Origin of the sequence: Halomonas sp. M4R1S46, assembly GCF_025725685.1 — a bacterium.
Lineage (GTDB): Bacteria > Pseudomonadota > Gammaproteobacteria > Pseudomonadales > Halomonadaceae > Halomonas.
The window spans coordinates 1,963,778-1,990,772 of sequence record NZ_CP107008.1 but is presented as its reverse complement, the minus strand read 5'-3'; the positions used below and the strand labels follow the sequence as shown (position 1 = coordinate 1,990,772).

25 protein-coding genes are annotated in these 26,995 nt (G+C 69.7%); 7 read left to right on the top strand and 18 right to left on the bottom strand.

Going from position 1 to position 26,995, the window contains the following annotated elements; genetic code table 11:
- Positions 1–13: 13 nt before the first annotated feature.
- The 3 genes from OCT48_RS09400 (at position 14) to OCT48_RS09390 (ending at position 2,709) form a co-directional block, all read left to right on the top strand.
- Complete coding sequence (locus OCT48_RS09400; RefSeq protein ID WP_263592428.1) at positions 14–946, top strand: LysR family transcriptional regulator; 933 nt, start codon at positions 14–16, stop codon at positions 944–946.
- Between the two features lie 431 nt (positions 947–1,377).
- Positions 1,378–1,767 carry a hypothetical protein gene (locus tag OCT48_RS09395; RefSeq protein WP_263592427.1) on the top strand — a complete coding sequence of 130 codons (390 nt, stop codon included), beginning with the start codon at positions 1,378–1,380 and terminating at the stop codon, positions 1,765–1,767.
- Positions 1,768–1,938: 171 nt separating this feature from the next.
- Positions 1,939–2,709, top strand: a complete 771-nt coding sequence (locus OCT48_RS09390) for a Crp/Fnr family transcriptional regulator (RefSeq protein ID WP_263592426.1) — start codon at positions 1,939–1,941, stop codon at positions 2,707–2,709.
- 33 nt (positions 2,710–2,742) lie between these two features.
- Here OCT48_RS09390 and msrA read toward each other — a convergent pair whose 3' ends face one another.
- The 4 genes from msrA to OCT48_RS09370 are packed head-to-tail and all read right to left on the bottom strand — an operon-like array spanning position 2,743 to position 10,132.
- The gene (gene msrA / locus OCT48_RS09385) at positions 2,743–3,357 is read right to left on the bottom strand and encodes a peptide-methionine (S)-S-oxide reductase MsrA (RefSeq protein WP_263592425.1); all 615 of its coding nucleotides are present in this window, start codon (positions 3,355–3,357) and stop codon (positions 2,743–2,745) included.
- Between the two features lie 21 nt (positions 3,358–3,378).
- The gene (locus OCT48_RS09380) at positions 3,379–7,380 is read right to left on the bottom strand and encodes a translocation/assembly module TamB domain-containing protein (protein ID WP_263592424.1); all 4,002 of its coding nucleotides are present in this window, start codon (positions 7,378–7,380) and stop codon (positions 3,379–3,381) included.
- 11 nt (positions 7,381–7,391) lie between these two features.
- The gene (locus OCT48_RS09375) at positions 7,392–9,248 is read right to left on the bottom strand and encodes an autotransporter assembly complex protein TamA (protein WP_263592423.1); all 1,857 of its coding nucleotides are present in this window, start codon (positions 9,246–9,248) and stop codon (positions 7,392–7,394) included.
- A 29-nt stretch (positions 9,249–9,277) separates the two neighbouring features.
- Positions 9,278–10,132 (bottom strand): hypothetical protein, encoded by an 855-nt coding sequence (locus tag OCT48_RS09370; RefSeq protein ID WP_263592422.1) that lies wholly within the window; start codon positions 10,130–10,132, stop codon positions 9,278–9,280.
- A gap of 274 nt (positions 10,133–10,406) precedes the next feature.
- Between OCT48_RS09370 and OCT48_RS09365 the strand changes: the two genes are divergently transcribed.
- On the top strand, positions 10,407–10,985 hold the full coding sequence (locus tag OCT48_RS09365; protein ID WP_263592421.1) for a superoxide dismutase: 579 nt from the start codon (positions 10,407–10,409) through the stop codon (positions 10,983–10,985).
- A gap of 97 nt (positions 10,986–11,082) precedes the next feature.
- Here the strand turns inward: OCT48_RS09365 and OCT48_RS09360 are convergent, their stop codons facing one another.
- Both OCT48_RS09360 and galU read right to left on the bottom strand, forming a co-directional pair.
- Complete coding sequence (locus OCT48_RS09360; protein ID WP_263592420.1) at positions 11,083–12,372, bottom strand: nucleotide sugar dehydrogenase; 1,290 nt, start codon at positions 12,370–12,372, stop codon at positions 11,083–11,085.
- Between the two features lie 3 nt (positions 12,373–12,375).
- Positions 12,376–13,266, bottom strand: a complete 891-nt coding sequence (gene galU / locus OCT48_RS09355; RefSeq protein ID WP_263592419.1) for a UTP--glucose-1-phosphate uridylyltransferase GalU — start codon at positions 13,264–13,266, stop codon at positions 12,376–12,378.
- 147 nt (positions 13,267–13,413) lie between these two features.
- Here galU and ubiG point away from each other — a divergent pair, with 147 nt between their 5' ends.
- The 3 genes from ubiG (at position 13,414) to OCT48_RS09340 (ending at position 15,824) form a co-directional block, all read left to right on the top strand.
- On the top strand, positions 13,414–14,139 hold the full coding sequence (ubiG, locus tag OCT48_RS09350; RefSeq protein ID WP_263592418.1) for a bifunctional 2-polyprenyl-6-hydroxyphenol methylase/3-demethylubiquinol 3-O-methyltransferase UbiG: 726 nt from the start codon (positions 13,414–13,416) through the stop codon (positions 14,137–14,139).
- A complete protein-coding gene (locus OCT48_RS09345; protein WP_263592417.1) occupies positions 14,136–14,798 on the top strand; it encodes an HAD family hydrolase in 663 nt (220 codons plus the stop codon). The genes ubiG and OCT48_RS09345 overlap by 4 nt, the downstream gene beginning before the upstream one ends.
- 630 nt (positions 14,799–15,428) lie before the next feature.
- On the top strand, positions 15,429–15,824 hold the full coding sequence (locus tag OCT48_RS09340) for a hypothetical protein (protein WP_263592416.1): 396 nt from the start codon (positions 15,429–15,431) through the stop codon (positions 15,822–15,824).
- A gap of 54 nt (positions 15,825–15,878) precedes the next feature.
- On the opposite strand, the gene OCT48_RS09335 is transcribed toward OCT48_RS09340, so the two are convergent.
- The 12 genes from OCT48_RS09335 to aspS form a co-directional block, all read right to left on the bottom strand.
- On the bottom strand, positions 15,879–16,640 hold the full coding sequence (locus tag OCT48_RS09335) for a YciK family oxidoreductase (protein ID WP_263592415.1): 762 nt from the start codon (positions 16,638–16,640) through the stop codon (positions 15,879–15,881).
- 10 nt (positions 16,641–16,650) lie between these two features.
- Positions 16,651–17,451: a tol-pal system protein YbgF gene (gene ybgF, locus OCT48_RS09330; protein ID WP_263592414.1), complete on the bottom strand. Its 801-nt coding sequence runs from the start codon at positions 17,449–17,451 to the stop codon at positions 16,651–16,653.
- Between the two features lie 37 nt (positions 17,452–17,488).
- On the bottom strand, positions 17,489–18,037 hold the full coding sequence (pal, locus tag OCT48_RS09325; protein ID WP_263592413.1) for a peptidoglycan-associated lipoprotein Pal: 549 nt from the start codon (positions 18,035–18,037) through the stop codon (positions 17,489–17,491).
- 23 nt (positions 18,038–18,060) lie between these two features.
- Positions 18,061–19,338: a Tol-Pal system beta propeller repeat protein TolB gene (tolB, locus tag OCT48_RS09320; RefSeq protein WP_412031032.1), complete on the bottom strand. Its 1,278-nt coding sequence runs from the start codon at positions 19,336–19,338 to the stop codon at positions 18,061–18,063.
- An 11-nt stretch (positions 19,339–19,349) separates the two neighbouring features.
- Positions 19,350–20,498 (bottom strand): cell envelope integrity protein TolA, encoded by a 1,149-nt coding sequence (tolA, locus tag OCT48_RS09315; protein ID WP_263592411.1) that lies wholly within the window; start codon positions 20,496–20,498, stop codon positions 19,350–19,352.
- 9 nt (positions 20,499–20,507) lie between these two features.
- Positions 20,508–20,948 carry a protein TolR gene (gene tolR / locus OCT48_RS09310; RefSeq protein WP_263592410.1) on the bottom strand — a complete coding sequence of 147 codons (441 nt, stop codon included), beginning with the start codon at positions 20,946–20,948 and terminating at the stop codon, positions 20,508–20,510.
- 12 nt (positions 20,949–20,960) lie between these two features.
- Positions 20,961–21,638 carry a protein TolQ gene (gene tolQ / locus OCT48_RS09305; RefSeq protein WP_412031041.1) on the bottom strand — a complete coding sequence of 226 codons (678 nt, stop codon included), beginning with the start codon at positions 21,636–21,638 and terminating at the stop codon, positions 20,961–20,963.
- Between the two features lie 50 nt (positions 21,639–21,688).
- A complete protein-coding gene (ruvB, locus tag OCT48_RS09300) occupies positions 21,689–22,708 on the bottom strand; it encodes a Holliday junction branch migration DNA helicase RuvB (RefSeq protein WP_263592408.1) in 1,020 nt (339 codons plus the stop codon).
- A 49-nt stretch (positions 22,709–22,757) separates the two neighbouring features.
- On the bottom strand, positions 22,758–23,372 hold the full coding sequence (gene ruvA, locus OCT48_RS09295; RefSeq protein WP_263592407.1) for a Holliday junction branch migration protein RuvA: 615 nt from the start codon (positions 23,370–23,372) through the stop codon (positions 22,758–22,760).
- A gap of 133 nt (positions 23,373–23,505) precedes the next feature.
- A complete protein-coding gene (gene ruvC / locus OCT48_RS09290; RefSeq protein WP_263592406.1) occupies positions 23,506–24,051 on the bottom strand; it encodes a crossover junction endodeoxyribonuclease RuvC in 546 nt (181 codons plus the stop codon).
- Positions 24,052–24,282: 231 nt separating this feature from the next.
- The gene (locus OCT48_RS09285; RefSeq protein ID WP_263592405.1) at positions 24,283–25,035 is read right to left on the bottom strand and encodes a YebC/PmpR family DNA-binding transcriptional regulator; all 753 of its coding nucleotides are present in this window, start codon (positions 25,033–25,035) and stop codon (positions 24,283–24,285) included.
- A 151-nt stretch (positions 25,036–25,186) separates the two neighbouring features.
- Positions 25,187–26,968, bottom strand: coding sequence for an aspartate--tRNA ligase (gene aspS, locus OCT48_RS09280; protein ID WP_263592404.1), 1,782 nt, complete (start codon positions 26,966–26,968; stop codon positions 25,187–25,189).
- Positions 26,969–26,995 lie beyond the last annotated feature (27 nt).

Here is a 26,995-nt window from a genome sequence, read left to right as displayed (position 1 = left end):
GGACGAGGCTGATATGGAACTACGCTGGCTGGACGACTTCATCGCCCTGGCCCGTACCCGGCACTTCTCGCGGGCGGCGGATGAGCAGAACGTCACTCAGCCGACCTTCTCGCGGCGCATCAAGCTGCTCGAGGAGGAGATGGGCACCGTGCTGGTCAACCGCCAGACCCTGCCCCTCTCCCTGACCCCCGCCGGGGAGGAATTCCTGGCCCTGTGCCAGGACGTGACCCGACGCGTCGCCACCACCCGCGAGCGACTGGTCCAGCTGGCCGAGGCCAGTGCCAGCCGCATCCGCCTGGCGGCGCCGCAGAGCCTGCTCGCCCACTTCCTGCCGGAATGGCTGGCGCGCTGGGCGACGCCTCCGCCGCTGACCCCCTACCTGCGGGCCACCGGCTGGCTCGCCGACGACTACTTCCAGGCGCTGGCCCGGGACGAGTGCGACCTGGCGCTCTGCTACTGGCCGGCCGAGCCCTGTCCGCTGGCCTTCGATACCGAGGGTCTGGAGTACCGGGTCCTGGGGGAGGAACGCCTGCTGCCGGTGTCCCTGCCGGACGCCGACGGGCGGCCGCGTTTCTCGCTGGTGGGGGCCGGGCGGCGGCCGGTTCCCCTGATCGCCTACCATCCTCGGGGGCTGATCGATACCGTCATCCGCAGCCACCTCCGGCAACAGGCGGACGCGCCGACCTTCAGCGTGCTCAACGAGAGCATCCAGAGCAGCAACATCCGCGAGCTGGTCGGGCTGGGCTACGGGCTGGGCTGGCTGCCGCATCGCGCGGTCCGGGACGCCCTGGCCGACGGCACGCTGGTGGCGGCCGGCGGCCGCCGCTGGGAGGTACCGATGGAGATCCGCCTCTATCGCCATCGCGCCACCCCCCATCGCGCGGTGGCCTCCCTGTGGCAGGCCCTCGAGGCATCGGGTGCGGTGCCGGCCCGGCGCGGTGCCTGACGGGCGACCCTGCGGCCCGCCGCGCGACGTCTCGGCCGCTCGACCGATTGATTCCCGCCGCCGAAAAAACCGTCGCGCCGTTAACCCATGTTGTCGGCCCGCCAGGGCCCCGCCGCCTAGGCTGAACCCGTTAGCGAGGGCCAGGGAAGGCCATCGCTACGCCCATGACAATGCGGCCGGATCCCCCGGCGATGCCCAGGACACGGCAGCGCCCGATCCCGACGAGCCGAGACAACACAGGTGGGGGAAATACCTTGGACAAGCCGAACCAGCATCGACGCCATGACGCACGCCTCGCCGACGCACACCGATCGCTCATCCTGCCCGAGGAGTTGATGAGCCTGGTGCAGAACCATGAGCACCATCAATATCATTGCTATCGATGGCGGTCCCTGCGATTCTTGACCTACCATCCCGGCTTGAGCCAGTTGATGCAGGCCCTCGCCGCCGAGAGCCGCCATCGCCTCGGCGCCCTGGCCGAGGCGATGGCGGGTCTGTCGGTCGCCGAACGCCCACTGGCGAGCTGGATCCAGTCGGGCCGACCGCCCCATTTCTTCATCGTCGATGACGACATGGCACGCCTGGAGATGGCCAGGACGCTACTCGAGGAAGGGCGCTCCCGCCGCTTCTATGCGCGACTCCGGCAGGCCAGCGTCGTCCCGGGCCTGGATGCGTTGCTCGATGCCTTCATCATGCAGTCCCGGGCCCACTGCCAGTTGCTCGACGAGACGCGACAGCAACTGCCCGCCTGCCATCGCCCCCTGGGCAGCGTCCCGCCCGGCCGAGGTGCCGCGCGGCGACGCCGCAGGCGCCTCCCCTAGGAGGACGAGCCGGCCGGTCGGTCGCGGGACATCGTGCTCCGGGGCCGCGCCTCCTATAGTGAAGACACGGGCGAGCATTCCCGCCCGGGGAATGCCCTTGCCTTGGCGCCCGGTTGACGCGATCAGGGGGGATCCGAGGGTGCCGCGCCCACTCCGACCCAGGACGCCACCATGAGTCACGCCACGAGCATCCAGGCCGCCATGGGCCGCTACTTCGGCCTGGCCGGCAGCGACCGGCGGCTGCTCGAACGGCTCGAGCGCCGCCCGCGCCGGGCCGCCAAGGGAGAGAGCCTGTGGTCCGCGCATGCCGTGTTGGGCGAGCTCTATATCCTGCAGAGCGGCTGGGCCTGCACCATCCGCGATACCTGCGAGGGGGAGCGCCAGGTCATCGAGCTGCTGCTGCCCGGCGACATCCTCGGCCTGCGGGAGTTCACCTTCCGGCGTCACGTCACCGACGCATACATGATCAGCCCCGGCATCGTCTGCCCCTTCCCCCACGAGGACATCGTGGACCTCGTCGCGGCGTCCACGCCGCTGACCATCGCCCTGTTCGCCGCCATCGGCCGCCAGGAGGCACTGCTCAGCGAGCGCATGCTGGTGACGCTGCATCACACGGCGCGGGCCCAGATCGCCCACTTCGTGATCGAGACCTTCATACGGCTGGCCAAGCTCCAGCCCGTCGACCCCGCCGAGATGCCCTTTCCGATCTCCCAGCGGCTACTGGGTCAGATCCTGGGGCTCTCCCCGGTCCACATCAACCGCACCCTGAGGGCCCTGGAACGCGATGGCATCATGAAGAAGCACAAGGCGTTCATCGTCATCCAGGATGAAGCCCGGCTTCGCGAGATGGCGGACTTCGACGGCGAATATCTCAGCGACCAGATGGACGGCCTGAGGACGCGCCTGGCGGCACTGGATGTCCGGGGGGTGACGGGCGCCTGAGGGGCCGAGCCGTGGCCCGCCTGGCCGGGGTCCTCAGCCGATGGGGCAGCCGATGCCCGTCCCCTTCAGCCCGCAATAGCCCCCGGGATTCTTCTCCAGGTACTGCTGGTGGTAGTCCTCGGCATAGTAGAAGGCCTCCAGCGGGGCGATCTCGGTGGTGACCTCGCCGCGACCGGCCCGGCGCAGGGCCTCGGCGTAGGCCGCCCGGCTGCGTTCGGCGACCTCGCGCTGGGCCGCGCTGGTGGTGAGGATGATCGAGCGGTACTGGGGGCCGATGTCGTTGCCCTGGCGATGGCCCTGGGTGGGATCATGGGCCTCCCAGAAATGCCGCAGCAGGGTCTCGAGGTCGATCCGCCGGGGATCGAACACCACCCGCACGACCTCGGCGTGGCCGGTCCGCCCGCTGCAGGTCTCGCGATAGGTGGGGTTCGGGGTCACGCCCCCGGCATAGCCCACCGCGGTGACATGGACGCCCGGCAGCTGCCAGAACAGCCGCTCGGCGCCCCAGAAACAGCCCAGACCCAGCACGATCTCCTCCATGCCCTCGGGCCAGGGCGGGGTCATGGCCTGGCCGTTGACCGCATGCTGGCCATGAAGGGCCATGGGCGTATCGCGGCCTTCGGGGGCGTCATCGACTCGTGTCGGCATAGCGTGTTCCTCCGATGGGGATCATGGCGTGGGGGGATCGCCGGGCAGGCTGAAGGTGTAGATCAGGTCCACGGCCTGGGCGGCGCCGGACACCGCCTCGACGTAGAAGTCCCGCCACAGCTTGTAACGCAGGGTCAGCTCGGCGATGGGCGAGAAGACCCCCACACCATAGCCGACGCTCAGGCGGTCGGTCAGGTTCCCGGTGACCACCACCTGACTCTCCTCCCCCGTGCCGGCGGTGTCCAGGCTCAGGTCCTGGATGCCGAAGGCCTCGCCGATGGCCCCCACGGCGCCGCCGGCCCGGCCCAGGGTCACGCCGATCAGCGCCGAGGTGAGGGCGCCGTCGGCGCCGCCGGCGTCATCCGGGGCCCGCCCGCGCAGCACGTAGGACAGCGCCCGGGCCTCGTCCATCGCCGGCTCCGAGAAGACCGCCAGGCTCGGGCTGGACGCCGGCCCGGTGACACGCAGCCCGGCGACGACGTCGTCCTCGGTGCTGGCGGGATTGCGGATGGCCTCGAAGTCGAGCAGTGGCTCCCCCGGGGGGCCGCTGAAGTAGAGGATCCCCTCGCGGATGATCAGGTCCTGGCCGAAGGCGCGGAACCGGCCGTCCTCCAGGTTGACGTCGCCGAACAGTTGCAGAGGCCCGGTGGACTGGCGAACCTCCAGCCCGCCGGCCAGCGCGGTCTCCAGGCCGTAGGCCGTGAGGCGCATGTCGGGGCCCAGCTGCAGGTCGACGCGAATGTCGAGCGCCATGCCGGCACGCTCCATGGCCTCGGCGGTGGACGCGCCGGGGGCGTCCTGCTCGGCCGCCTGGTCCAGCTGCTGGGCCTGCTCCCGGGTGAGGATCACTTCATCGGGACTCGGCGAGACGGCCGAGGCCGGCACCTGGCCGACTTCCAGCCGCGCCCAGGGAATCCGCACGTCGCCGCGCACCCGCAGGCGTTCCGGGGTCGCGCGGATCGACAGGTCCGGTGCCAGGCGCAGGCGGCCGAAACCGGGCAATGTCGCCAGCAGCGGCTCGTCGCGGGCCTGCAGGTCGATGGCGGCCCGCCAGGCCTCCGGCGAGGGCCAGCGGGCGTCGCCGGTGATCCGCAATCGCCCCTCCTCGGTGGCCAGGAAGCCGTCGATATCGGCGCGCTCGCCGGCCAGCGCCACCGTGACGCGGCCATCGGTCACCGCGATCGGCAGGTCGAGCCCGGCGGCGCGCAGGCCCGCCAGCTCCACCCGGCCATCGAGTCGCGGCGTGGTCCGGGTGCCGCCGATGCCCACCTCGCCATCCAACCCGCCCTCGAGGGTCTCGAGGCCGGCGACCAGCGGTCGATAGGGGCTCAGGCGCAGGTCCTCCACCCGCAGGCGGCCGTCGAGCCTGCCGGCGCCGAGGGGATCGTCCACCTCGAGGTCGAGGCGCAGCGCGCCGCTGTCGCCGAGCGTCAGGGCCAGCGCCAGGTCGGCCCGGGCCTGGTTGGCCTCGAGGTCGAGTTCCAGTCCGGTGCCCGGCACCGACCAGGGCTGGCCATAGGCGTCCTCCCCCTCGATGGCGGCGCGACTCTGCAGCGCGGCGTCGAGCTGCCACCGGGCCGCCCCCCGGGACCAGCTGGCGACGATGTCCCCGGTGTTGTTGCCCGCGATGTCCCATCCGGCCGGCAAGCTCTCGGCGACCAGGTCCATGGGCAGATCGCGGATCGTCAGGACGGCGCGGCCCTGCTCGGCGGAGGCCGACAGCGTCTCCTCGAGGCACAGGGCCCCGCCCTCGACCCGGACCAGGCAGAAGGGCTCGACGGTGGCCGCCCCCGCCGCCAAGTCGGCCTCGAAGGTCAGCGCCTCCTCCAGGGCCAGGCCACCATAGGCGGTCACCGCCTCCAGCGGGCTCAGGCGCCCCCGATAACGCTGCCGCTCGGCGCCGAGGCCGCCCTCGAGGGCCAGGGCCAGGCGCGATAGCGGGCCCTCGGGGTCGCCGTCGACGGCCAGGGTCAGGCGGTGCGACGACAGCCGGCCGTCCAGGTTCAGGTTGATGTCGGCCAGTTGCTGGCCGCCGGCGGCTACCTCGCTGGCGGTCAGCGCCAGGTCCAGGGTCGGATCCTCGAGGCCGGCCACCTCGCCGGCCAGCGACAGGCGGGTCAGGCGGTTCTCGCCCAACGCCAGGTTCTCGCCCTCCAGGGCCAGCTCGAGCCGGGGCGCCTCCAGGCTTCCCGCGGCATGGAGGCGTCCGGACAGCGCGCCGGCCAGGGACGGGTAGAGGTCGCCCAGCCGGGGCAGATCCAGGACGGCGTCCAGGGCCAGGCGCTCGGGCGCCACCTCCCCGTCGGCGGTGAGGCGATTGTCACCCTGGCGCAGGATCAGGCTGTCGATCCACCAGTGCATGCCGCTGTCACCGGAGAGACGGGCCTGCAGGGCCAGCGGCTGGTCGGCCAGTTCTCCGTCGAGAGCCAGCGAGGGCACGCCGAGTCGCCAGCCATCGGCGGTCTGGCTGAAGGCCAGTTCGGCCTCGCCGTCCAGGCGCCCGGACAGCCCCTCGACGAAGGGCTCGGGATCGACGTTGTCGAGGCCCAGTCGGGCGGAGACGGACAGCGCCTCGGACCAGTCGACGCGCCCCTGACTGCTGACGATGCCCTCACCGGTGGCCAGCCGCAGCGGCTGCCAGGCGAAGTGCTCGAGGTTGCCGCTCCCCGTCAGGCTCAGCTCGCTGCGCGGCAGCGACGGGCCCTCGGCGGTCAGGGCCAGACGGGTCCGGTAATCGGTCAGCCGGCCCTCGGCGGACAGCGACAGGTCCTCGATGCGCCAGGGTGCGGGCGGTTCCCCGCCGTCCCCCTCGCTGGTCGGCGCGTCGGCCGACGGCGCACCGGGCAGCGGCCATTGCAGCTCGGGGCTCTGCAGGCTCGCCGCGAAGGGCAGGTCCGGGTCCAGGGCATCGAGGCGCGCCGTGAAGTGCGCCTCCACCGGTCCGCTGGCCGTGAGGTCGACCTCCAGGTCGGCCAGGCTGCCCGCCAGGACCAGTTCGAGACGCTGGCCGGCCAGGGCGGGCAGCCGCTCCGGCAGGTAGAAGTCGGCGGCGAGTCGCGCCTGCAGCGGATAGTCCCCGTGCAGGGTGATCCGGGCCATCAGCTCGGCATCCGCCTCCCGGGTCGCCACCGCCAGGGGGTCGATGGCGATACGCTGGTCACGGGCCGTGACGCTCAGCTCGAGACGATCGATCACGTAGGCCATGGCGCCTTCCAGGGCGGCATCCTCGACGGTCAGGCGAGGCACTTCCACCGCCAGCGGCAGGGTGATCTCGGGCAGCGCGAGGCGCGGCCGCTCCTCGGGGGGTGTCGAGTCCCGGCCCTCGACCACCGCCGCGGCCTGGGCCGGCAGCGGCGAGCGCACGGCGACGGCGGCATCGATGGCCGCCGCCGAGAGGCGCGGCGTGGCCTGCTCGGCCTCGCTGAGGGCGAGCTGCTGGCCAGGCGACAGTGGCAGTCGCAGGCGGGCGCCGGTGAGCCGCGTGGGGTCCAGGCGCAGCGTGCCCGCCTCGGCCACCGCCCCGGTGGTGAAGCTTTCCCAGCGGAGCTGGGTGCCGTCGGCCAGGGTCACCTCCACGTCGCGCAGGGCCAGCTCGCGCAGTTCGATGGGAAACGGCAGCTGGATCGCCCCGGGCGGGTCGTCACCGGCCGCCTCGGGGGGCGGCTCCTCGGGGGCGGCGTCGCTGCCGGCGAGCCGGATGCGCGCGCCCTCCACGACGAGCCGGTCCAGGCACAGCCGGCCATCGAGCAGGCAGTCCTCGGCCCAGGCCAGCTCGAAGCGGGCCACGGCGACCCGGGCCGGCCCCGCCGAGACGCGCAGGTCCTCGATGAGCAGGGTGTCCAGCGGCGCCCCCTCGACCCGGCCCACCTCGAGCAGCCCGAGGCGTTCCCCCTGGCTCAGCAGCAGGCCCGTGCCCCAGGGCGACAGGGCCAGGCCCAGGACCAGCAGCCCCAGGCCGAGGCACCAGAGCGGCAGGACGATCAACAGGCGGGCCAGGGCCCAGGTCAGAAGACGGACTCTCACGATACGGCCTCTCAGAATTCCGGGCCAATGGCGAAGTGGATGCGGAAGGCATCCTCGGCGTCGAAGGGATGGGCGATATCCAGCCGGATGGGCCCCACGGGCGAGATCCAGCGGACGCCGAGCCCCGCGCCGCTGTTGAGCTCGGCGGGCCACCAGTCGGTGAAGGCGTCGCCGACATCCACGAAACTGGCCAGCCACCACTTGCCGGTCAGCCGGCGCTGGGCCTCGACGCTGGCGACGAAGCGCTGTTCGCCACCGATCAACTCGCCGTCCTCGTCCTCGGGGGACAGGCTCTCGTAGGCATAGCCGCGGACACTGTTGTCGCCGCCGGTGAAGAAGCGCAGCGAGGGAGGGATATCGGCGAAATCATCGGTGGAAATCGCCCCCACCCCGACCCGCCCGATGAAGCGGTTGGCGTCCCCGAGCATGCGGATCCACTGGCTGTCGCCGTTGAGCCGCAGGAACTCGGCGGAGGAGCCCCACAGTTCGCTGGAGTACTGGAGCGTCAGCTGCTGACGGTCCCCCCAGGTGGGAAAGGTGGGGTTGCGCGACCGGGTGCGGGTCCAGCGCACCCCCGGATAGAGCAGCACCACCTGGTTCGACACCCCGGCCTGGGTGAAGTCCTCGTAGGTGCTGCGCAGATAGATGAGCTGTTCCCAGGCGTTGTCGAACTTCCAGCGGCGACCGAACTCGACGCTGGCCTCGAGGGTCCGGGTATCCTCGCTGTCCTTGTTGCGCAGCCCGTACTGCAGCTGATAGCTATCGCGAAGCGGATCCTCCAGCGGCATGCGGTAGACGCCGCTGAACTGCTGCTCGGGGCCGGAGATGTTGAGGTCGTGATCGAGGCTGTGCCCGTAGCGGTTGACCCAGGGCTGGTCCCAGGCGAAGCGCGCCCGGGGGCCCACATCGGTGGCATAGCCCACGCCGACCTCGAACTGGTGGCGGTCCGCGGGGGTGACCGTCACATCGATGGGCACCGAGGGCACGGCGGGGGCCGGCACCTGGCCGGCGGCGGCCAGGGCCTCGCGGCTCAGGCGTGGCGCGGGCCCTGGGAGCGGGCCGGCGCCCTCGACGTCCAGGGCACGATAGACCCCCAGCGGCACCTCGGGCAGGGCCAGGCGCCCGACGCCGGCATCGAGACGGGGCCGCACGCTGACCGAACCGAACCACTCGGTCTCGCCGAGCCGCTGGTTGAGGGTCGCCACGTCGCTGGCCAGGTAGGGGGCGCCCTCGCCGAACGGGACCAGGTTCTGGAGGCGGTCCGCCTCGATGTGCTCGCCGCTGAAGCTGACCTCCCCGAAGCGGTGACGCACGCCGCTGTCCAGGGTCAGGGACAGGCGCGCGCTGTTCGCCCAGGGACGAATCTCCATGCGCCGTTCGTCGAAGCGCCAGTCGAAATAGCCGCGCTCCAGGGCCAGGCTGGCCAGGCGACGGCGCAGCGCATCGAAGGGCGCATGGCGCAGCACGTCACCTTCCGCCTGGGGGTAGGCCTCGATGGCCTCGCGAAAGGGCCGGTCCTCGGCCGCCTCCCCTTCCAGGCGGAACGTCAGGCGTTCGATCCTGACGGGCGCCCCCGGGTCGATGTCGACGGTGACCTCCGTGGGGGCCTCGGCATCATCGAAGCGCACCCGCAGCTGGGGGGAATAGTAGCCGTAGACCCGCAGGGCCTCCTGGCTGAGGCGACGCACCTCGGCCTCGAGCCGTTCCGGGCGATACTGGCCGGCGTCCAGCTCGTCGAGGTAGACCTCGACGTTGTCGGCCAGCTCCTCCTCGACCCCCTCGATCCGGGCATCGATCGCCAGGGCGGCGGGGGCCATGCCGAGGCACAGCAGCGCGGGGCCCAGGCGTGTCACTAGGTGTTTTTCCATAGGGCAATGGGTTCCTGGCGGACGTCCTGTCACTCCCGGAGGGCCTCGAGTTGGGCATTCAGGGCCAGCTGGGACTGGCGGAGATCGCGTAGCTCGGTCTGCATGTCGGCGAGGCGCGCCTCCAGCGAGGCGACCCGTCCCCGGGTATCTTCCCCCGCCCCCGTCAGGGCTTCAACCTCGTTGCCGAGGGCGGTCATGTCTTCCCCCAGGGCGTCGAGGCGAGAGTCGGCGCGGTCGGCATGCTCCTCGAGTCGCGCCTGCAGCCCCGCCAGGCGCGACCGGGTCGCGCGGCGATCCCCTTCCAGACTCGCCAGACGCGACTGGGTCGCCTGCCGGCCCTCCGCGAGGGTCGCCAGGCGCTCGCGCAGGGCCGCGCGGCCCTCCTGGCCGGCGCGCTCCAGGGCGTCCAGGGAGGTGCGAACGGCCTCGAGGGTGGTGTCTCGCACCTCGCCGTCCTCCTCGAGGGTGGCGAGGCGCGCCTCGAGCTCCGCCTGCGCCTCGGTCAGCGGCGTCAGGTGCTCCTCCTCCCAGGCCGTCAGCCGGGTCTCGCGCCGCTCGTCGAGACGCTCCTCCAGGCCGTCCAGGGTGGCGAGGCGCTCCCGGATCGCGTCCAGCGCCTCGTCCCGGCCTGCCTCGGCGTCGAAGCGGGCATGCACGTTGGAGACCTCGCCGCCCAGCCGGGCGAGGCGCTGCTCGACGCGCTGTCGCTCCATCCACCCCGCCGCGGCCAGGGCGGCCAGGGCCAGCACCAACAGCAGGATCAGCAGCCACAGCGGCCAGAGACGGGCAGGCGGCGCGCCGTGATGCCGATGCCCGGACAGGCTGGCATCGGGGTCCGGAACGATCGGTCGGGGGAACCGGCTGTCTTCCGGGCGCTCTGCCATGACGTTCTCCTTGCTCAGTGCGGTGACGGCTTCCGGCCGGCCTAGGGGGGGGCGACGCTACCACAAGTCCGAGTACGACGATCGGAATTGGCGGTCCCGGACCCGAGTGATATGATGCCGTGGTGGCTGGCACAGCATGCTGATAGTGTAAGGTTTTTTATCGACGGAGCGAACGGGGCGCGGCCAACGGAGGCCGACGAGACCTTGAATCTCCGTCGTGCATCACCGCATCATGGGTCGCCGACCCGCAACGCTGACGACGAGGAGAAACGAAATGGCATTCGAACTACCCGCACTGCCGTACGAGAAGAACGCGCTGGAACCGCACATCTCCGCCGAGACCCTCGAGTACCACTACGGCAAGCACCACCAGGCCTACGTCAACAAGCTCAACGAGCTGACCGACGGCACCGACAACGCCAACAAGTCCCTCGAGGAGATCATCAAGACCTCTTCCGGCGGGCTGTTCAACCAGGCGGCCCAGGTCTGGAACCACACCTTCTACTGGCACTGCCTGTCGCCCAACGGTGGCGGTGAGCCCACCGGCGCCTTGGCCGACGCCATCAACGCCAAGTTCGGCTCCTTCGACAAGTTCAAGGAGACCTTCAACACCCAGGCCGCGGGCAACTTCGGCTCCGGCTGGACCTGGCTGATCAAGACCGACGACGGCGGCGTCGACATCGTCAACACCAGCAACGCCGACACTCCGGTGGCCCACGACCAGACGCCGCTGATGACCATCGATGTGTGGGAGCATGCCTACTACATCGACTACCGCAACGCGCGTCCGAAGTACCTGGAGAACATCTGGAACCTGATCAACTGGGACTTCGTCGCCCAGAACTTCAGCTGATCCGGTGCGCCGTGCCCGTTCGGGCACGGCGCCAGGGAAATGCAAACGAGACGGCCCCGCCATATGGCGGGGCCGTCTCGTTTGCCTGGCGCTGGACTCAGGGATCCGCGCGGCGGCCGATCCCGCGATAGTGCAGGCCCATGGAGGCCACGTGGGCCGGATCGTAGATGTTGCGCCCGTCCAACAGCAGGCGACCGGTCAACTGCCCCGCCAGGCGGGGCCAGTCGGGATTCCAGTAGGCCTTCCACTCGGTCACCAGCATCAGGGCGTCGGCCCCTTCACTGGCCTCGAAGGGATCGCCATCGAACAGCTCGAGCAGCGGATGCTCGCCGAGGCGCTCGCGCAGGGCGCCGACGGCCGCCGGATCGTGTAGCCGGACCCGCACCCCCTGGGCCCAGAGGGCGCGCAGCAGGGTCAGTACCGGGGCGTGGTCGATACGCGCCGTGCCCGGCTTGAAGGCCGCTCCCCAGATCGCGACCACCCGCCCCTCCAGCCGGCCGTGGTAATGCGCCCAGAGCTTGCGGAACAGGGTTTCCTTCTTGTGCTCGTTGATATCGACGACCTGGTCGAGCAGCGCCGAGTGCCGGCCGCTGGCCGACTGCACGTCGGCCAGGCGCATCAGGTCCCGGGAAAAGTTCGGGCCGCCGAAGCCGCAACCGGGGTACAGGTACTCGTAGCCGATCCGGGTATCGGCCCCCATCCCCTGCCGGACATGCTCGACATCCACGCCGAGGGAATCGGCCAGGCCGGCGATCTCGTTCATGTAGCTGATGCGGGTGGCCAGCATGCCGTTGATGGCCAGCTTGGTCAGCTCCGCCGCCCGGCGCGGCATCCGCTGGAACACTTCGCGGCGGCGATTGAAGGCACGCAACAGCTCGCGTACCTGATGCTCGGCGGCATCGTCATCGCAGCCCAGCAGCCAGCGAGATGGGCGGGTGAAGGCCTCCCAGGCGCGACCTTCCTCGAGCAGGTCGGCCAGCGCCACCGCATGGCGCCCGCCGAAGCCGGCTTCGAGCTGGTCGGTATCGCCGACCGGAAAGGTCGAGTTGTTGATCAGCACCGCCTCGGGGGACAGCGCGGCACTCGCCTGCGCCACCGCCTCGGCGGCGTCGCCACGCTGCTCCGGCGACAGGGCCAGCCACAGCACGTCGAAGGCGGCCCCCTCGTCCGGGGTCTCGTCCGCCGCGAGAATGCGCAGGTGCCCCGTGGTCACGGCCTCCTCGAGGCGCTCCTTGAGCTGCGGCTCGCTGGTCAGCCAGCCGCTCTTCGTCAGGGTGGTCCAGTCCTCGCTGGCATGAGGCCGCCAGACCACGCTGTGTCCGACCCAGGACAGGGCCGCCGCGGCCGTGGCCGCGGCGAGTTCACTGCCGTGTACCAGTACACGCATGGCTCAGTCCTCGTGGCTGTAGCGGCTCAGCAGCTCGCGGAAGCCCTGGCCATAGCGCGGGTGGCGGCGGCCATAGGCGAGAATGGCCTCCAGGTAGCCGAGTTGATGGCCGCAGTCATAGGTGCGACCGCGCATGCGCCAGGCATCCACGCCCTCTTCGCGGCGCAGGGTCTCGATGGCATCGGTCAGCTGGATCTCGTTGCCGGCCCCGGGCGCGGTCTCGGCGAGCAGCGGGAAGATCCGACCCGGCAGCACGTAGCGCCCGATCACCGCCAGGTCGGAGGGCGCCTCCTCCACCGTCGGCTTCTCGACGACGCCGGCCAGCGGGCAGAACCCGCCCGGCGCAGGCGGCTCGCCCTGGGGGGCGACGATGCCGTACTTGTAGACCAGTTCATGGGGGACCTCCTCCACCATCAGCTGGCTGTGACCGGTCTGCTCGAAGGCCTCGAGCATGCCCGCCAGGTCGTTGCGCTCGAGGCCGATGCCGTCGACCAGCACGTCGGGCAGCAGCACGGCGAAGGGCTCGTGGTCGCCGATCACGGGGCGGGCGCAGAGCACCGCGTGGCCGAGGCCCAGGGGCTCGGCCTGGCGCACGCTGATGATATTGACGTCGTCGGGCACGATCGAGCGCAGCTCCTCGAGCAGCTCGTCCTTGCCCTTGGCCTCGAGGCTGGCCTCGAGCTCGAAATGCTTGTCGAAATGGTTCTCGATGGCACTCTTGCTGCCATGCGTCACCAGCACGATATCGCGGATCCCGGCCTCGACGGCCTCCTGCACCACGTACTGGATCACCGGTCGATCGACGATGGTGATCATTTCCTTGGGAATCGCCTTCGAGGCGGGCAGGCAACGAGTTCCGAAGCCGGCGACGGGCAAAACTGCCTTGCGGATCATGGTGCGGTCCCTGTCATCTCAGTGCCGAATGGGTCCCGGGGCCAGGACGATGGGAATGCGGTCCCGGGAATGCGTAGAATAGACATGATACCGATCGAGGCCGAACCTGCCAGCGTGGCAGCGCGGCGACACCTACGGAGACGAGAGATGACGGCAAGCCAGTCGCAACCGGGCAATGTCGACCAGGCGGAAATCGCCAAGTTCGAGGCCCTGGCCGACCGCTGGTGGGACAAGGACGGCGAGTTCAAGCCGCTGCACGACATCAATCCCCTGCGTCTCGACTTCATCGATGCGCGCTCGGGCCTGGCGGGACGCCGGGTGATCGACGTGGGCTGTGGCGGGGGCATCCTCGCCGAGGCCATGGCCCATCGCGGGGCCGAGGTCACGGGCATCGACCTGGGCGAGGCGCCCCTGGCCGTGGCCCGCCTGCACGCCGCGGAGGCCGGCGTGGCGGTGGAGTACCGGCGCGTCAGCGTGGAGGAAATGGCCGAGGCCCACCCCGGCGAATTCGAGGTGGTGACCTGCCTGGAAATGCTCGAGCACGTCCCCGATCCGGCGTCCGTGGTGCGCGCCTGCACCCGGCTGGTCAAGCCCGGCGGCCAGGTATTCTTCTCGACCCTGAACCGCAACCCCAAGGCCTACGCCCTGGCGGTGCTGGGGGCCGAATACCTGCTGCGTATGCTGCCGCGGGGCACCCATGACTACGCCAAGTTCATCCGCCCCTCGGAACTCGCCGCCTGGTGCCGCGAGGCGGGGCTCGCGGTGTGCGAGCAGAGCGGCCTGACCTACCAGCCCCTGACCCGTCGCTATCGCCTGTCGGCGACCGATGTCTCGGTCAACTACCTGATGCACTGTCGCCGGGAGACGACATGAGCTCGCCCCTCCCTTCGGCCCTGCTCTTCGACCTCGATGGCACCCTGGTGGATACCGCGCCGGACCTGGCCCGGGCCACCAACGCCCTGCGTGCCCATCACGGCTTGTCGGCCCTGCCCTACCCGGTGATCCGCGCCCAGGTGTCCAACGGCGGCAGTGCCCTGGTGACCCTGGCCCTCGGCCTCGACAAGGCACATCCCGAGCACCAGGCGGCCCGCGACTTCCTGCTGGCGGCCTATGGGGAGGCGGTGGCCGTGGACAGCCGCGTCTTTCCGCCCCTCGAGCGCCTGCTGGCCGGCTGGAGCGGCACCGGTCGCCCCTGGGGCATCGTCACCAACAAGCCCCGCGCCTATGCCGCCCCGCTGGTCCGCGAGCTGGGCCTGGCGCCGGGAACGCTGCTCTGCGCCGATGACCTGCCGGTGAAGAAGCCCGATCCGGCCCCCCTCCACGAGGCCGCCCGCCGACTCGCCGTCGCGGCCACGGCCTGCTGGTACATCGGCGACCACGTGCGCGACATGCAGGCCGCCCGGGCCGCCGGCATGACCGCCGTGGCGGTGGGCTATGGCTATCTCGAGGAAGAGGACGACTACCGGCAGTGGCCGGCCGACCTGTGGTTCGACACCGCCGAGGCGCTGGTAGCGGCACTGCTCGGGCACTGAGGGCATCCCCATCACCCTGATGCCTGGCGGTCAGGCCGAGGGAGAGCGACAATACAAGACATGCTCAAGCCGAGCCCCGGGGGCTTCCTGTACAGCGACGTGGAAGCGTCCACCGCTTGTGCCATGTCTGCGATCAGGGTGTTCCACGAGGTAGGCGTGATGAGGAAGCGCTGCCCGCACTGCGAGAGCTTTAGCGTCGTCAAACTCCGACGTCCTCTCTGGAAACGCCTTGTCAGGCGCCCTCACCGCTATTCCTGCATCGATTGCGGGGCCAGTGTCAACCGGGATGAGGCTCTTACAGCGGCTGAGACCATGCGTCGCGACGCCCAGCAGGATTCGCTCCCTTCTCATCCGGGTGAGCCAGGCCCTCCCGTCAGCATGCCCTCAGAACGACCGGCAGAGGCCAATGCCGGCTATTGCTCGCCCGCCCACCCAGGGCCGATATCGACACTGTTGAAATAGCTGGGCAGGGCTCCGATCCGAGTCTGGGTCATCAAGCAGATCGATGACGACATACTGCATCTCTGTGGAGTCGGTACCCTGCAGTGCGATCAGAGACGCTGGGCCGTCATCGAGGCACTGGCCAAAGGAGAGTATCGAGGCGGCCTCGGCATCGGTCAGACAGGACCGGTGCTCAACAGCCGTCTCTTCCAGGCCTTGATGCCCCTGGAGGCGTTGCGGCTCGAGCAGGACGGCTCCGCGCACTGGCAGGGCCGTCACTGGCGGGTCTCAGAAGTTCCACAGCGCTGCTGGACATACGAAGGTCGCCTCGTCGCCCATATTGCCCTTATCGATAGTCGCGTGGGCCTGATCAGTAGCGAAGATGTCTCCACCCTCCGCAACACCATAAGACCCTGCTATACGCCGCCGGGCATCGTTGAGTACAAGTGCGGCGCTGCCAGGGGAGACCCTCTTGCCTATAAAGAACCCCGCGCGCGCCGTGACAATCACGAAGAGGGTGAGAGCACGCCCCCCGAACACGGCTTGCCCACCGCCCATCCCGACAAGACTGATCCCGACAAGTAATGGCGGGGGCGCAGCGCGGCAAGCGGCGAAGACATACCAGGTGACGCAGGACCGTCAGGCCTTGGGCGGCTGGGCATCGAACTGCTCGCCATTGTGTCCGCGGCTGTCGGGGCCCATCAGCCACAGGTAGGTCGGCATGATGTCTTCCGCGGTGCGCAGGGTCATCGGGTCCTCCGCCGGATAGGCGCTCTTGCGCATGGCGGTGCGGGTGGCGCCGGGATTGAGGCTGTTGACCCTCAGGCTGCCCAGGTGCTCGACCTCATCGGCCAGCACCTCGACGAAGCCCTCGGTGGCGAACTTCGAGACCGCATAGGCGCCCCAGTAGGCGCGACCGCGACGGCCCACCGAGGAAGAGGTGAAGATCACCGAAGCATCCCTGGAGGCGGTCAGCAACGGCAACAGCGCCTGGGTCATCCAGATCGGGCCGTTGATGTTGACCTGCATCACCTGTTCCCAGAGCTCGGGGTTGTACTGCTCGAAGGGGGTGATGCGGCCCAGCAGGCCGGCGTTGTGCAGGATGCCGTCGAGCCGGCCGAATTCCTTGTCCAGGGTCTCGGCCATGTCATGGAAGTCCTTGAGGCTGGCGCCCTCGAAGTTGAGGGGAAAGATCGCCGGCTGCGGCAGGCCCTCGGCCTCGATCTCGTCGTAGACCGCCTCCAGCTTGGCGATGGTCCGGCCCAGCAGGATCACCGTGGCGCCATGCCGGGCGAAGCTCAGCGCGGCGGCCCGCCCGATGCCGTCGCCGGCCCCGGTCACCAGGATCACTCGATCGGCGAGCAGGTCGCCGGGCGGGGCATAGTCGATCTTGCAGCGCATCACGGCTCCTCTAGTTGCCCGACTGGCGCAGGAAGTCGCCGGCGAGGCTGGCGGCACTGCTGTCCGGGTACTGGTCACGCACCCGCTCGAGCAGCTCGCGGCTGGCATCCGGCTCGCCCTGGCGCGCCTTCAGCAGCCCCAGCTTGTAGAGGGCATCCGGGACCTTGTTGCTGTCGGGGAAGTCCTCGAGGACGCGACGGAAGGCCGCCTCGGCCGGCTCCAGCTCGGAGGCCGCGGAATGCAGCTCGCCCAGCCAGTAGTAGGCATTGCCGGTCAGCTGGCTGTCGGGATACTCGGCGACGAAGGCCTCGAAGGCCTGGGTGGCCGCCGTGAACTCGCGTGCCTGGACCTTGGCGAAGGCGGCCTGATAATCGGAGCGGGCCGCGGCATCGCCGCCACCGGACGACGCTTGCTGGCCGGTCGGTTCGGCCGCGGTGTCTCCGCCCGCGGCCGCGTCCTGCGGGCCGCGACTGCCGCCGGCCGACATGGCGGGGCCACCCGTGGCCAGGCGGTCCTCGATATCCATGTACTGCTGGCGGGTCTGTCGGCGCAGCTGTTCCAGCTGGTAACGCAGTTCCTCCACCTGACCCCGCAGCTGGCGGAGTTCTTCCTGGTTGCGCTGCACCTCGTTGAACAGCAGCAGACGCCCCCCCGCCTCCTCGCGGGTGGTCGCCTGCTCGTAGAAGCTGCCACCGCCGGAGCCGCCGGTGAGGTCCTCCACCACCGGCTGCTGGGCCAGGGCAGGCACCGCCAGGACCAACGGGAGGCCCAGGGCCCCCGCCTTGCACAGTCGTTTCAGACCCTCTGTCATCGCTTGCTCCCTGTCGAGGTTGAAGCCGGGCTCAGGCTCAGTAGGCGAAGACGACCCGACGGTTCTGGGCATAGGTCTCCTCGTTGCCGCCGCGGGCCGCCGGGCGCTCTTCGCCGTAGCTGACGACCTCCACCTGGGACGGCGAGACACCCTGCACGCTCAGGAAGCGTTCCACGGCACCGGCACGACGCTCGCCCAGCGCGAGATTGTACTCGCGGGTGCCGCGCTCGTCGGTGTGGCCCTGCAGCACGACGCTGGCGTCCGGGTTGCCACGCAGGAACTGGGCGTGGGACTCGAGCACGGACTGGAACTCGGGGCGGATCGCATCGCTGTCGTAGGCGAAGTAGATGGTGCGCACCTCGGGGATCCGCGCACCGGCCATCTGGCCGGCGCCCTCGCCCAGACCGCTGCCACTCACCTGACCGCTGGTGCCAGCGCCGCCGGCGCCACCGGCGCCACCGGCGCCGTTGCCGCCCGCGATGCCATCCATGGATCCCTCCTGGGTGCCGCCACCGCTGGAACAGCCGGCCACGAAGGCCAGCGACACGGCGACGGCCAGAGAGCGGACATAGGGCTTGAGTTGCATCGTAAGACTCCTTGCGTGAGACATCAGTTCAGGAAAGGTGACCAGGAGGGTTCGCGAACCTCACCCTGGGCCGCGGGCAGGCGGAAGGACGCGCGTCCATCCGCGGTCACGGCCCCCAGCACACCGTTGCCTCCCTGCTGGGTGGCGAAGATTACCATGGTGCCGTTGGGCGCGACACTGGGCGATTCTGACTGGCCGCTCTCGCTCAGCTCGACGAGACGCCCGCTGTCGAGGTCCTGGCGGGCGACCTGATAGCCGTTGCCGCCGCGATGGATCAGGAAGATGGACTCGCCGTCCGGGCCGAAGCGCCCCCGGGCATTGTAGTTGCCGGTGAAGGTCAGGCGCTCGGGGCTGCCGCCGCCCAGCGCCTGGCGATAGATCTGCGGGCCGCCGCTGCGGTCCGAGGTGTAGATCAGGCTACGCCCGTCCGGCGCCCAGGCGGGCTCGGTCTCGATGCTGTCGCCGCTGGTGACCCGCTCGAGGTTGCGCGAGCCGATATCCATGACATAGATGTCCGGCTGACCGTCCTTGGACAGCGCCATGGCCAGGCGGCGACCGTCCGGCGACCAGGCCGGCGCGCTGTTGAGGCCCTCGAAGGAGGTGAGTTGCGCCCGGCGGCCGCTGGCCACTTCCTGCACGTAGATCGCCGGTCGGCCGGACTCGAAGGAGACATAGGCCAGCTTGCGGCCATCCGGCGACCAGTCCGGCGACATGATCGGCTCATCGGAGCTCAGCACCTGCTTGCTGTTGCGTCCGTCGGCATCGGCGACGAACAGCTGGTAGGACGTCTGCTCGCCCACGCCCTGGGAGGTGACATAGGCGATGCGGGTCGAGAAGGCGCCGCGAATGCCGGTGATCTCCTCGAAGATCTTGTCGCTGATGCGGTGCGCCGCGGCACGCAGCTGGCTGTCATTGGCGGTCAGCACCTCACCGAGCATCCGCGACTGGCCGCTGACGTCCATCAGCTCGTAGCGGATCTCGACCCGTCCGGCCTCGCGGCGGACCCGCCCGACCACCAGGTAGCGGGTATCCAGGGCCTGCCAGTCACCGAACTTGACCTCGTCGCCGTTCGAGGGAGTGGCGAACATGGCCTCCCGCTCGAGGGGGTCGAAGTAGCCGCTGCGCTCCAGGTCGTCGGCGACGACCTGGGCCACGTCGACGGGCAGCTGGCCACCCTCGTCGGCGAAGGGTACCACCGCGATGGGCGTGGCCTGCTCGTTGCCGCGGGTAATGTCGATGGTCAGTTCGGCCTGGACGAACGGCGCGCAGAACAGCAGCGCGGCCGCCAGCCAGGTAGTCATCAAGGCTCTCATCAGCGGATATCCCCCGGTTTGAATCTGAGGTTGAATTCTCGGTACTGACGCTGTACCGATGAAGGTAGCTCACGCAGTTCGGCGAAGGGTGCCGCGGCCTCGACCGCCTGGAGCGCCGAGCGGTCGAAGGCGCTGTCACCGCTGCTGCGCCCGATGCTCGCGGCGAACAGCTCCCCGGAGGGCCCCAGCCGCACCCGAATCTCGGCGGTGGCATTGCCGGTCACGTTGGGCGGTATCGCCCAGGCCTGCTCGACCGCCTGACGCACCAGGTTAATGAAGCCGTTGGCGGCCTCCTGGGCCTGGGCGCTGTTGGCCACGCTCTCCGACTCGCCGGCGATGGCCTGGTCCAGCCCCTGCTGGGCCGCCTCCGCCGCGCGGCGGGCGGCTTCTTCCTGACGACGCTGCTCCTCGGCCTCCCGTTGGCGACGGGCCTCTTCCTCGGCCTGGCGCTGACGTTCCGCTTCGGCCTCCCGGCGACGCTGCTCCTCGGCCTCCCGCTGGCGACGGGCCTCTTCCTCGGCCTGGCGCCGGCGTTCCGCTTCGGCCTCCCGGCGGCGCTGTTCCTCGGCCTCCCGCTGGCGCCGGGCCTCTTCCTCGGCCTGGCGCTGACGTTCCGCTTCGGCCTCCCGGCGGCGCTGTTCCTCGGCCTCCTGCTGGCGCCGGGCCTCTTCCTCGGCCTGGCGCTGGCGTTCCGCTTCGGCCTCGCGCTGGCGCCGGGCCTCTTCCTCGGCCTGGCGCTGGCGTTCGGCCTCGCGCTCGGCCTCGGCGGCACGCCGCTCCGCCTCTTCGGCGGCCTGCTTGGCCGCTTCACGGGCCGCCTCACGCGCCTCGGCTTCGGCCGCTTCCTCGGCCTGCCGGGCCTGGCGCTCCCGCTCGGCCTGTCGGGCCTCCTCCTCGGCCTGCCGGCGCGCCGTTTCCTCCTCGGCCTGCTTGGCCGCCTGGGCCGCGGACTTGGCTTCCTCGGCGCGCTGCGCCCGGTCGGTGGCGGTCTCGGTGCTGACCAGGGTGGCCTGCACGATGGCCCGATTGGGTGGCTCCTCCTCGGCCGCCGGAAAGCGGATCACGCTGATCACCAGGATCCCGAGATGCAGGGCAATGGCGAGCAGCAGCGGCAGACCATAGCCCACGCGTCGTTGGTGTCTGGCCATGGGCTCTCCTCAGGCCTCCCCGGGGGGCGGTTCCGAGATCAGCCCGACGTTCTCGACGCCGGCCGTCTGCAGGGTACTCATCAGGGTGACCACCTGGCCGTAGGAGACGTTCCGATCTCCCTCGACCAGCACCGGTGTGCCGGGCTGGCGCTCGAGCAGGATGATCACCCGCTGGCTCAGCTCGTCCAGCGTCACCTCGGTCGTGTCGTCGCCCAGGGTGATGAACAGTTGCCCCTCACGGTCCACCGAGACGACGATCGGGTCGCGCTCCTCGCTCTCCTCGATGGGTTCGGAGGTGACCTGGGGCAGGTCGACCTGGACGCCCTGGGTCAGCATCGGCGCGGTGATCATGAAGATCACCAACAGCACCAGCATGACGTCGATGAACGGGACCACATTGATCTCGTTCATCGGCTTGCGCCGACCCATGCGATGGAAGGGTCCGTGCATGACGTGTCTCCCTCAGCCGGCGGCGGCGTCGCCGCGCCCCTGCAGGTTGCGGTGCAGGATGGAATGGAACTCCTCGGCGAAGTCCTCGTACTTGCCCAGCAGCCGCGAGGACTCGGAGGAGAGCCGGTTGTAGAAGATCACCGCGGGAATCGCGGCGAACAGGCCCATGGCGGTGGCGATCAGCGCCTCGGCGATCCAGGGCGCAACGGTGGCCAGGGTCGCCTGCTGGGCCATGGAAAGGGACTGGAAGGAGCCCATGATCCCCCACACGGTGCCGAACAGCCCGATATAGGGGCTCGACGAGGCGACCGTGGCCAGGAAGACCAGGTGCAGGTTGAGGCGGTCCTCCTCCCGGGACCAGGCGACGCGCATGCTGCGCTGGACCCCGTCGAGGATCGCCTGGGGGCTGCGGGTCTTGGGCAGCAGGCGATTGAATTCGCGGAAACCGGCACGGAAGATGTGCTCGGCGCCCAGGGTTTCCTGCTCGGAGGGCGTCTCGCGGTAGAGCTCGTTGAGGTCGACCCCGGACCAGAAGCGGTCCTCGAAGCGGCGATGGGCCTTGCGGGCCCGGCGCATCACGAAGGTGCGCTGGAAGATCACTACCCAGGAGAGCAGCGAACCCAGCAGCAGCAACAGCATCACCGCCTGGACCACGCCGCTAGCGTTGATGATCAGGTGGGGAATGGACATGGCGTCGTTCACGGGATTCCTCGTCTCTTCGATCGTGACTGGGTGAGTCGTCAGGGGGTCGGGGCCCGGTCGTCCGGGGCCAGGCCGAAGTGCTGCCAGGCCTGGCGGGTCACCACCCGACCGCGGGCGGTGCGCATCATCAGGCCCTGCTGGATCAGGTAGGGCTCGATGACATCCTCGATGGTGTCGCGCTCCTCGCCGATGGCGGCGGCCAGGGAGTCGACGCCCACCGGACCGCCATCGAACTTCTCGATCATCGCCAGCAGCAGGCGACGATCCATGTGGTCCAGGCCATGGTGGTCCACGTGGAGCATGTTGAGGGCCTGGTCGGCGATCCCGGCATCGACGCGTCCGGTACCGCGCACCTCGGCGAAGTCGCGCACCCGACGCAGCAGACGGTTGGCGATACGCGGTGTGCCCCGGGAGCGGCGCGCCACCTCCCGGGCTCCGCCCGTATCGCTCTCCACGCCGAGCAGTCGGGCCGAGCGGGCGACGATCTCGGTGAGCTCCTCGATGCTGTAGAACTCCAGGCGCTGGACGATGCCGAAGCGGTCCCGCAGCGGCGAGGTCAGCAGGCCGGCGCGGGTGGTCGCGCCGACCAGCGTGAAGGGCGGCAGGTCGAGCTTGATGGACCGCGCCGCCGGTCCCTCGCCGATCACGATATCGAGCTGGAAATCCTCCATGGCGGGATAGAGGATCTCCTCGACCACCGCCGACAGGCGGTGGATCTCGTCGATGAACAGGACGTCGCCGGGCGTCAGGTTGGTGAGCATGGCGGCGAGATCGCCGGCGCGTTCGAGCACCGGGCCGGACGTCGACTTGAGGCCCACGCCCATCTCGGTGGCGATGATGTTGGCAAGCGTGGTCTTGCCCAGCCCCGGTGGGCCGAAGACCAGGGTATGGTCGAGGCTCTCCTCGCGGCCGCGGGCGGCGCTGATGAAGATATCCAGCTGCTCGCGCACCCGGGGCTGCCCGATGTAGTCGTGGAGATGCTTGGGTCGGATGGCGTGGTCGAGGCTGCCCTCGCCCTCGCGGGTGTCGGCAGCGATCAAGCGGTCAGTTTCCAGCATGCTGGTCCTCCGCTGGGAGCCGGGATGGGAAGGATGGCCGGGGCATGGTCTAGCCCGCCATGCGGCGAGCCAGGGCCGCCTTGATCATCGCCTCGGTACTGCCTTCTTCCTCGAGACCGGCCAGCATGCGTGTGGCCTCGGCGGGCTTGTAGCCCAGGCTGACCAGCGCCGCCTCGGCATCGGCCAGCGGCTCCTGGCGACCGGTCGCCGGCGACGGCACGGGCCCCACCTCGGCGGCCGTGAGCTCGGCGCCGCCCTCCCAGTGGGGAAAGCGGTCGCGCATCTCCACGATCAGCCGCTCGGCGGTCTTCTTGCCGACGCCGGGCAGGCGGGTCAGCGCCTTGACGTCGTCGTCCATCACGCAGCGGATGAAGGCATCCTCGTCCATGCCCGAGAGGATCGCCAGGGCCAGCCTGGGCCCGATGCCATTGACCTTGATCAGGGCCCGGAACAGGGCCCGTTCCTGCTCCCGGGCGAAGCCGTAGAGCAGGTGGGCGTCATCGCGCACCGTCAGGTGGGTGTACAACGTGACCTCCTCCCCGAGACCCGGCAGGGCCACCAGGGTCGTCATCGACGCCTCGAGCTCATAGCCGATACCGGCCACGTCCACCACCAGCCAGGGTGGCTGTTTCTCCAGCAGGGTGCCACGCAAGCGTCCGATCATGGTATGTCACTGTCCTTGGTCAAGAATCCAGCGCGGCGGGGCGCGTCGCGATCACTATACTGGTCCCCTTCGCGCCATGCCAGTCCAGGCAAACGGCGTTCGAAAACGGGCTCGCGTCGCCATCCCGCGACACTCAGGAGGGCCGGTAGTCCCGCCAGGTGCTGCCCTTGCGTGACCGCTTGCTGCCACCGCCGTAGCTGCCCCGGGTGATCAGGCCCCGTCGCGCATGGGCGTGGGTCAGAGCGATCGCCAGGGCATCGGCCGCATCGGCCTGGGGCGTGCCCGACAGCCCGAGGATGGCGGTCACCATATGCTGGACCTGGGCCTTGTCCGCCGCCCCGCCCCCGGTGACCGCCTGCTTGATCTGGCGCGGGCCGTACTCGCTCACCGGCAGGCCATGGTTGGCGGCGCAGACGATGGCGGTGCCGCGCGCCTGGCCGAGCTTGAGCGCCGAGTCGGCGTTCTTCGACATGAACACCTGCTCGATGGCGAACTCCCCGGGGCCATGCCGGCCGATCACCTCGCTGATGCCGGCATAGACCTGGGCCAGGCGCTGGGCCAGGTCGTCGCCCCGGGTGCGGATGCAGCCACTGGCCACGTAGCGCGGCGTGGACTCGGTGACATCCAGCACCCCGTAACCGGTGATCCGCGACCCGGGATCGATGCCCAGGATCAGCATCGGCCCTGCTCCGCCCGTGAGGGTGCACCCGCCCGCCCCCGCTCACTCACCAAGAGCCTCCATGATGGCAGCCGAGGCCGGTCAAGCGTGCATTGGTGGCCCCGCTCACTCACCAAGAGCCTCCATGATGGCAGCCGAGGCCGGTCAAGCGTGCATTGGTGGCCATGCTCACTCTCCAAGAGCCTCCATGATGGCATCCGAGGCCGGTCAAGCGTGCATTGGTGGCCATGCTCACTCTCCAAGAGCCTCCATGATGGCATCCGAGAAGTCCGCATTGGTGTAAACATTCTGCACATCGTCCAGGTCCTCGAGCATGTCCACCAGCTTGATGATGCGTCGCCCGAGTTCGGCGTCGTCGATGGGGGCATAGTTGTCGGGGTACAGGCCGACGTCGCTGGCGTCGGGGTCGATGCCCGCCGCGACCAGGGCATCCTTCACCGCGCCGAAGGCCTGGGGGCTGGTGACCACCTCCAGACGACCATCGTCCAGGGTCTCGATATCCTCGGGCTCGGCGGCCAGGGTCGCCTCCATGGCGGCCTCCTCGCTGGTCCCCCGGGGCAGCGTGAGGCGCCCCTGCTTGTGGAACATGAAGGCCACGGAGCCGGAGGTGCCCAGATTGCCGCCGTGCTTGTTGAAGGCATGTCGCACCTCGGAGACAGTGCGATTGCGGTTATCGGTCATCGCCTCCACCAGCATGGCCACACCCTCGGGACCATAGCCCTCGTAGACGACCTCCTCCATGTCGTCGCCGTCGCTGTTGCCGGCGCCCCGGTCCACCGCCCGCTGGATGGTGTCCTTGGTCATGTTGTTGGCCAGCGCCTTGTCGATGGCGGCCCGCAGGCGCGGGTTGTCGCCGGGCTCGCCGCCTCCCTGGCGGGCAGCCACGGTCAGCTCGCGGATCAGCTTGCTGAAGATCTTGCCGCGCTTGGCATCCTGGGCGGCCTTGCGATGCTTGATGTTGGCCCATTTGCTATGGCCTGCCATGTCACGTCTCCTCGGGAAGCCTCGTTGGCCCGCCGTGCCCGGCGCGTCGCGCGAGGCGGGCATCGGGGCGTTGTCGCTGGCTGGGTGGGTGTCGGGCGCAAATGACACCGGCGCCCTGAGGCGCCGGTGCGAGCTTGCCGGAGCGAGTGCCTTACTCGCCGGCGCTTTCCGCCTTGGCCTTCTGGCGCAGGCGGATGTTGAGCTCCTTGAGCTGCTCGGCACTGACCTCGCCCGGGGCGTCGGTCATCAGGCAGGCCGCGCTCTGGGTCTTGGGGAAGGCGATGACCTCGCGGATGGTGCGGGCCCCGCTCATCAGCATGACCAGGCGGTCGAGGCCGAAGGCCAGGCCACCATGGGGCGGCGCGCCGTACTGCAGGGCGTCGAGCAGGAAGCCGAACTTCTCGCGGGCCTCCTGCTGGTCGATGCCCAGCACCTCGAGGACCGTCTGCTGCATGGCCTGGTCGTGGATACGGATCGACCCACCGCCCAGTTCGGTGCCGTTGAGCACCATGTCATAGGCCCGGGACAGGGCCTCGGCCGGGCGGTTCTTGAGGGTCTCGACGTCGCAGGACGGTGCCGTGAAGGGATGGTGCAGCGCCTGCAGGCGGGCGCTGCCGTCATCCTCGAACATCGGGAAGTCGACCACCCACAGCGGCGACCACTCGCAGGTGTAGAGGTCGAGATCCTCGCCCAGCCGGACGCGCAGCGCGCCCAGCGCCTCGTTGACGATGCGCGCCTTGTCGGCCCCGAAGAAGATGATGTCACCATCCTCGGCGCCGACCCGGTCCAGCAACTGCTCGACCACGCCCTCCATGAACTTGACGATCGGCGACTGCAGCCCCTCGAGGCCCTTGGCACGCTCGTTGACCTTGATCCAGGCCAGGCCGCGGGCGCCGTAGATGCCGACGAACCTGGTGTACTCGTCGATCTCCTTGCGCGACAGCGAGGCACCGCCCTTGACCTTGAGGGCCGCGACGCGGCCGTCGTCGGCGTTCGCCGGCCCCGAGAACACCTTGAAGTCCACGTCCTTCATCAGGTCGTCGACGTCGGTGAGCTCCAGCGGGATGCGCAGGTCCGGCTTGTCGGAGCCGAAGCGGTTCATGGCCTCGGCGTAGGGCATGCGCGGGAACTCGGGCAGCTCGACCTGCAGCACTTCCTTGAACAGCTGGCGGATCATGCCTTCGGTGATCGCCATGATGTCCTCTTCCTCGACGAAGGAGGCCTCGAGGTCGATCTGGGTGAATTCCGGCTGACGGTCGGCGCGCAGGTCCTCGTCGCGGAAGCACTTGGCGATCTGGTAGTAGCGGTCGAAGCCGGACACCATCAGCAGCTGCTTGAACAGCTGGGGCGACTGCGGCAGCGCGAAGAAGCTGCCGGCATGGGTGCGGCTCGGCACCAGGTAGTCCCGGGCGCCCTCGGGGGTAGCGCGGGTCAGGATCGGGGTCTCGATGTCCAGGAAGCCCTGGCCCTCGAGATAGGCCCGCACGCTGTGGGAGATGCGCGAGCGCAGCCGCAGCTTGTCGATCATCTCCGGGCGCCGCAGGTCGATATAGCGATGCTTGAGGCGAACCTCCTCGCCGACCTTGCCATGCTCGTCGAGCTGGAAGGGCGGCGTGACCGCGGTGTTAAGCACCTCGACGTCCTTGGCCAGCACCTCGATCAGCCCGGTGGGCATGTTGGGATTCTCGGTGCCCTCGGGGCGCAGCCGCACGCGACCCTGGATGCGCAGCACATACTCGCTGCGGGCGCGGTCGGCAATGGCGAAGGCCTCGGCGGTATCGGGGTCGACCACGACCTGGGCAATGCCGTCACGGTCGCGCATGTCAAGGAAGATGACCCCGCCATGGTCACGGCGGCGATGTACCCAGCCGCACAGGGTGACCGTCTGATCCACCATGGTCTCGTTCAGCTGGCCGCAATAATGGCTGCGCATGTCGTATCCTGTTTCGTTGCGTGATGA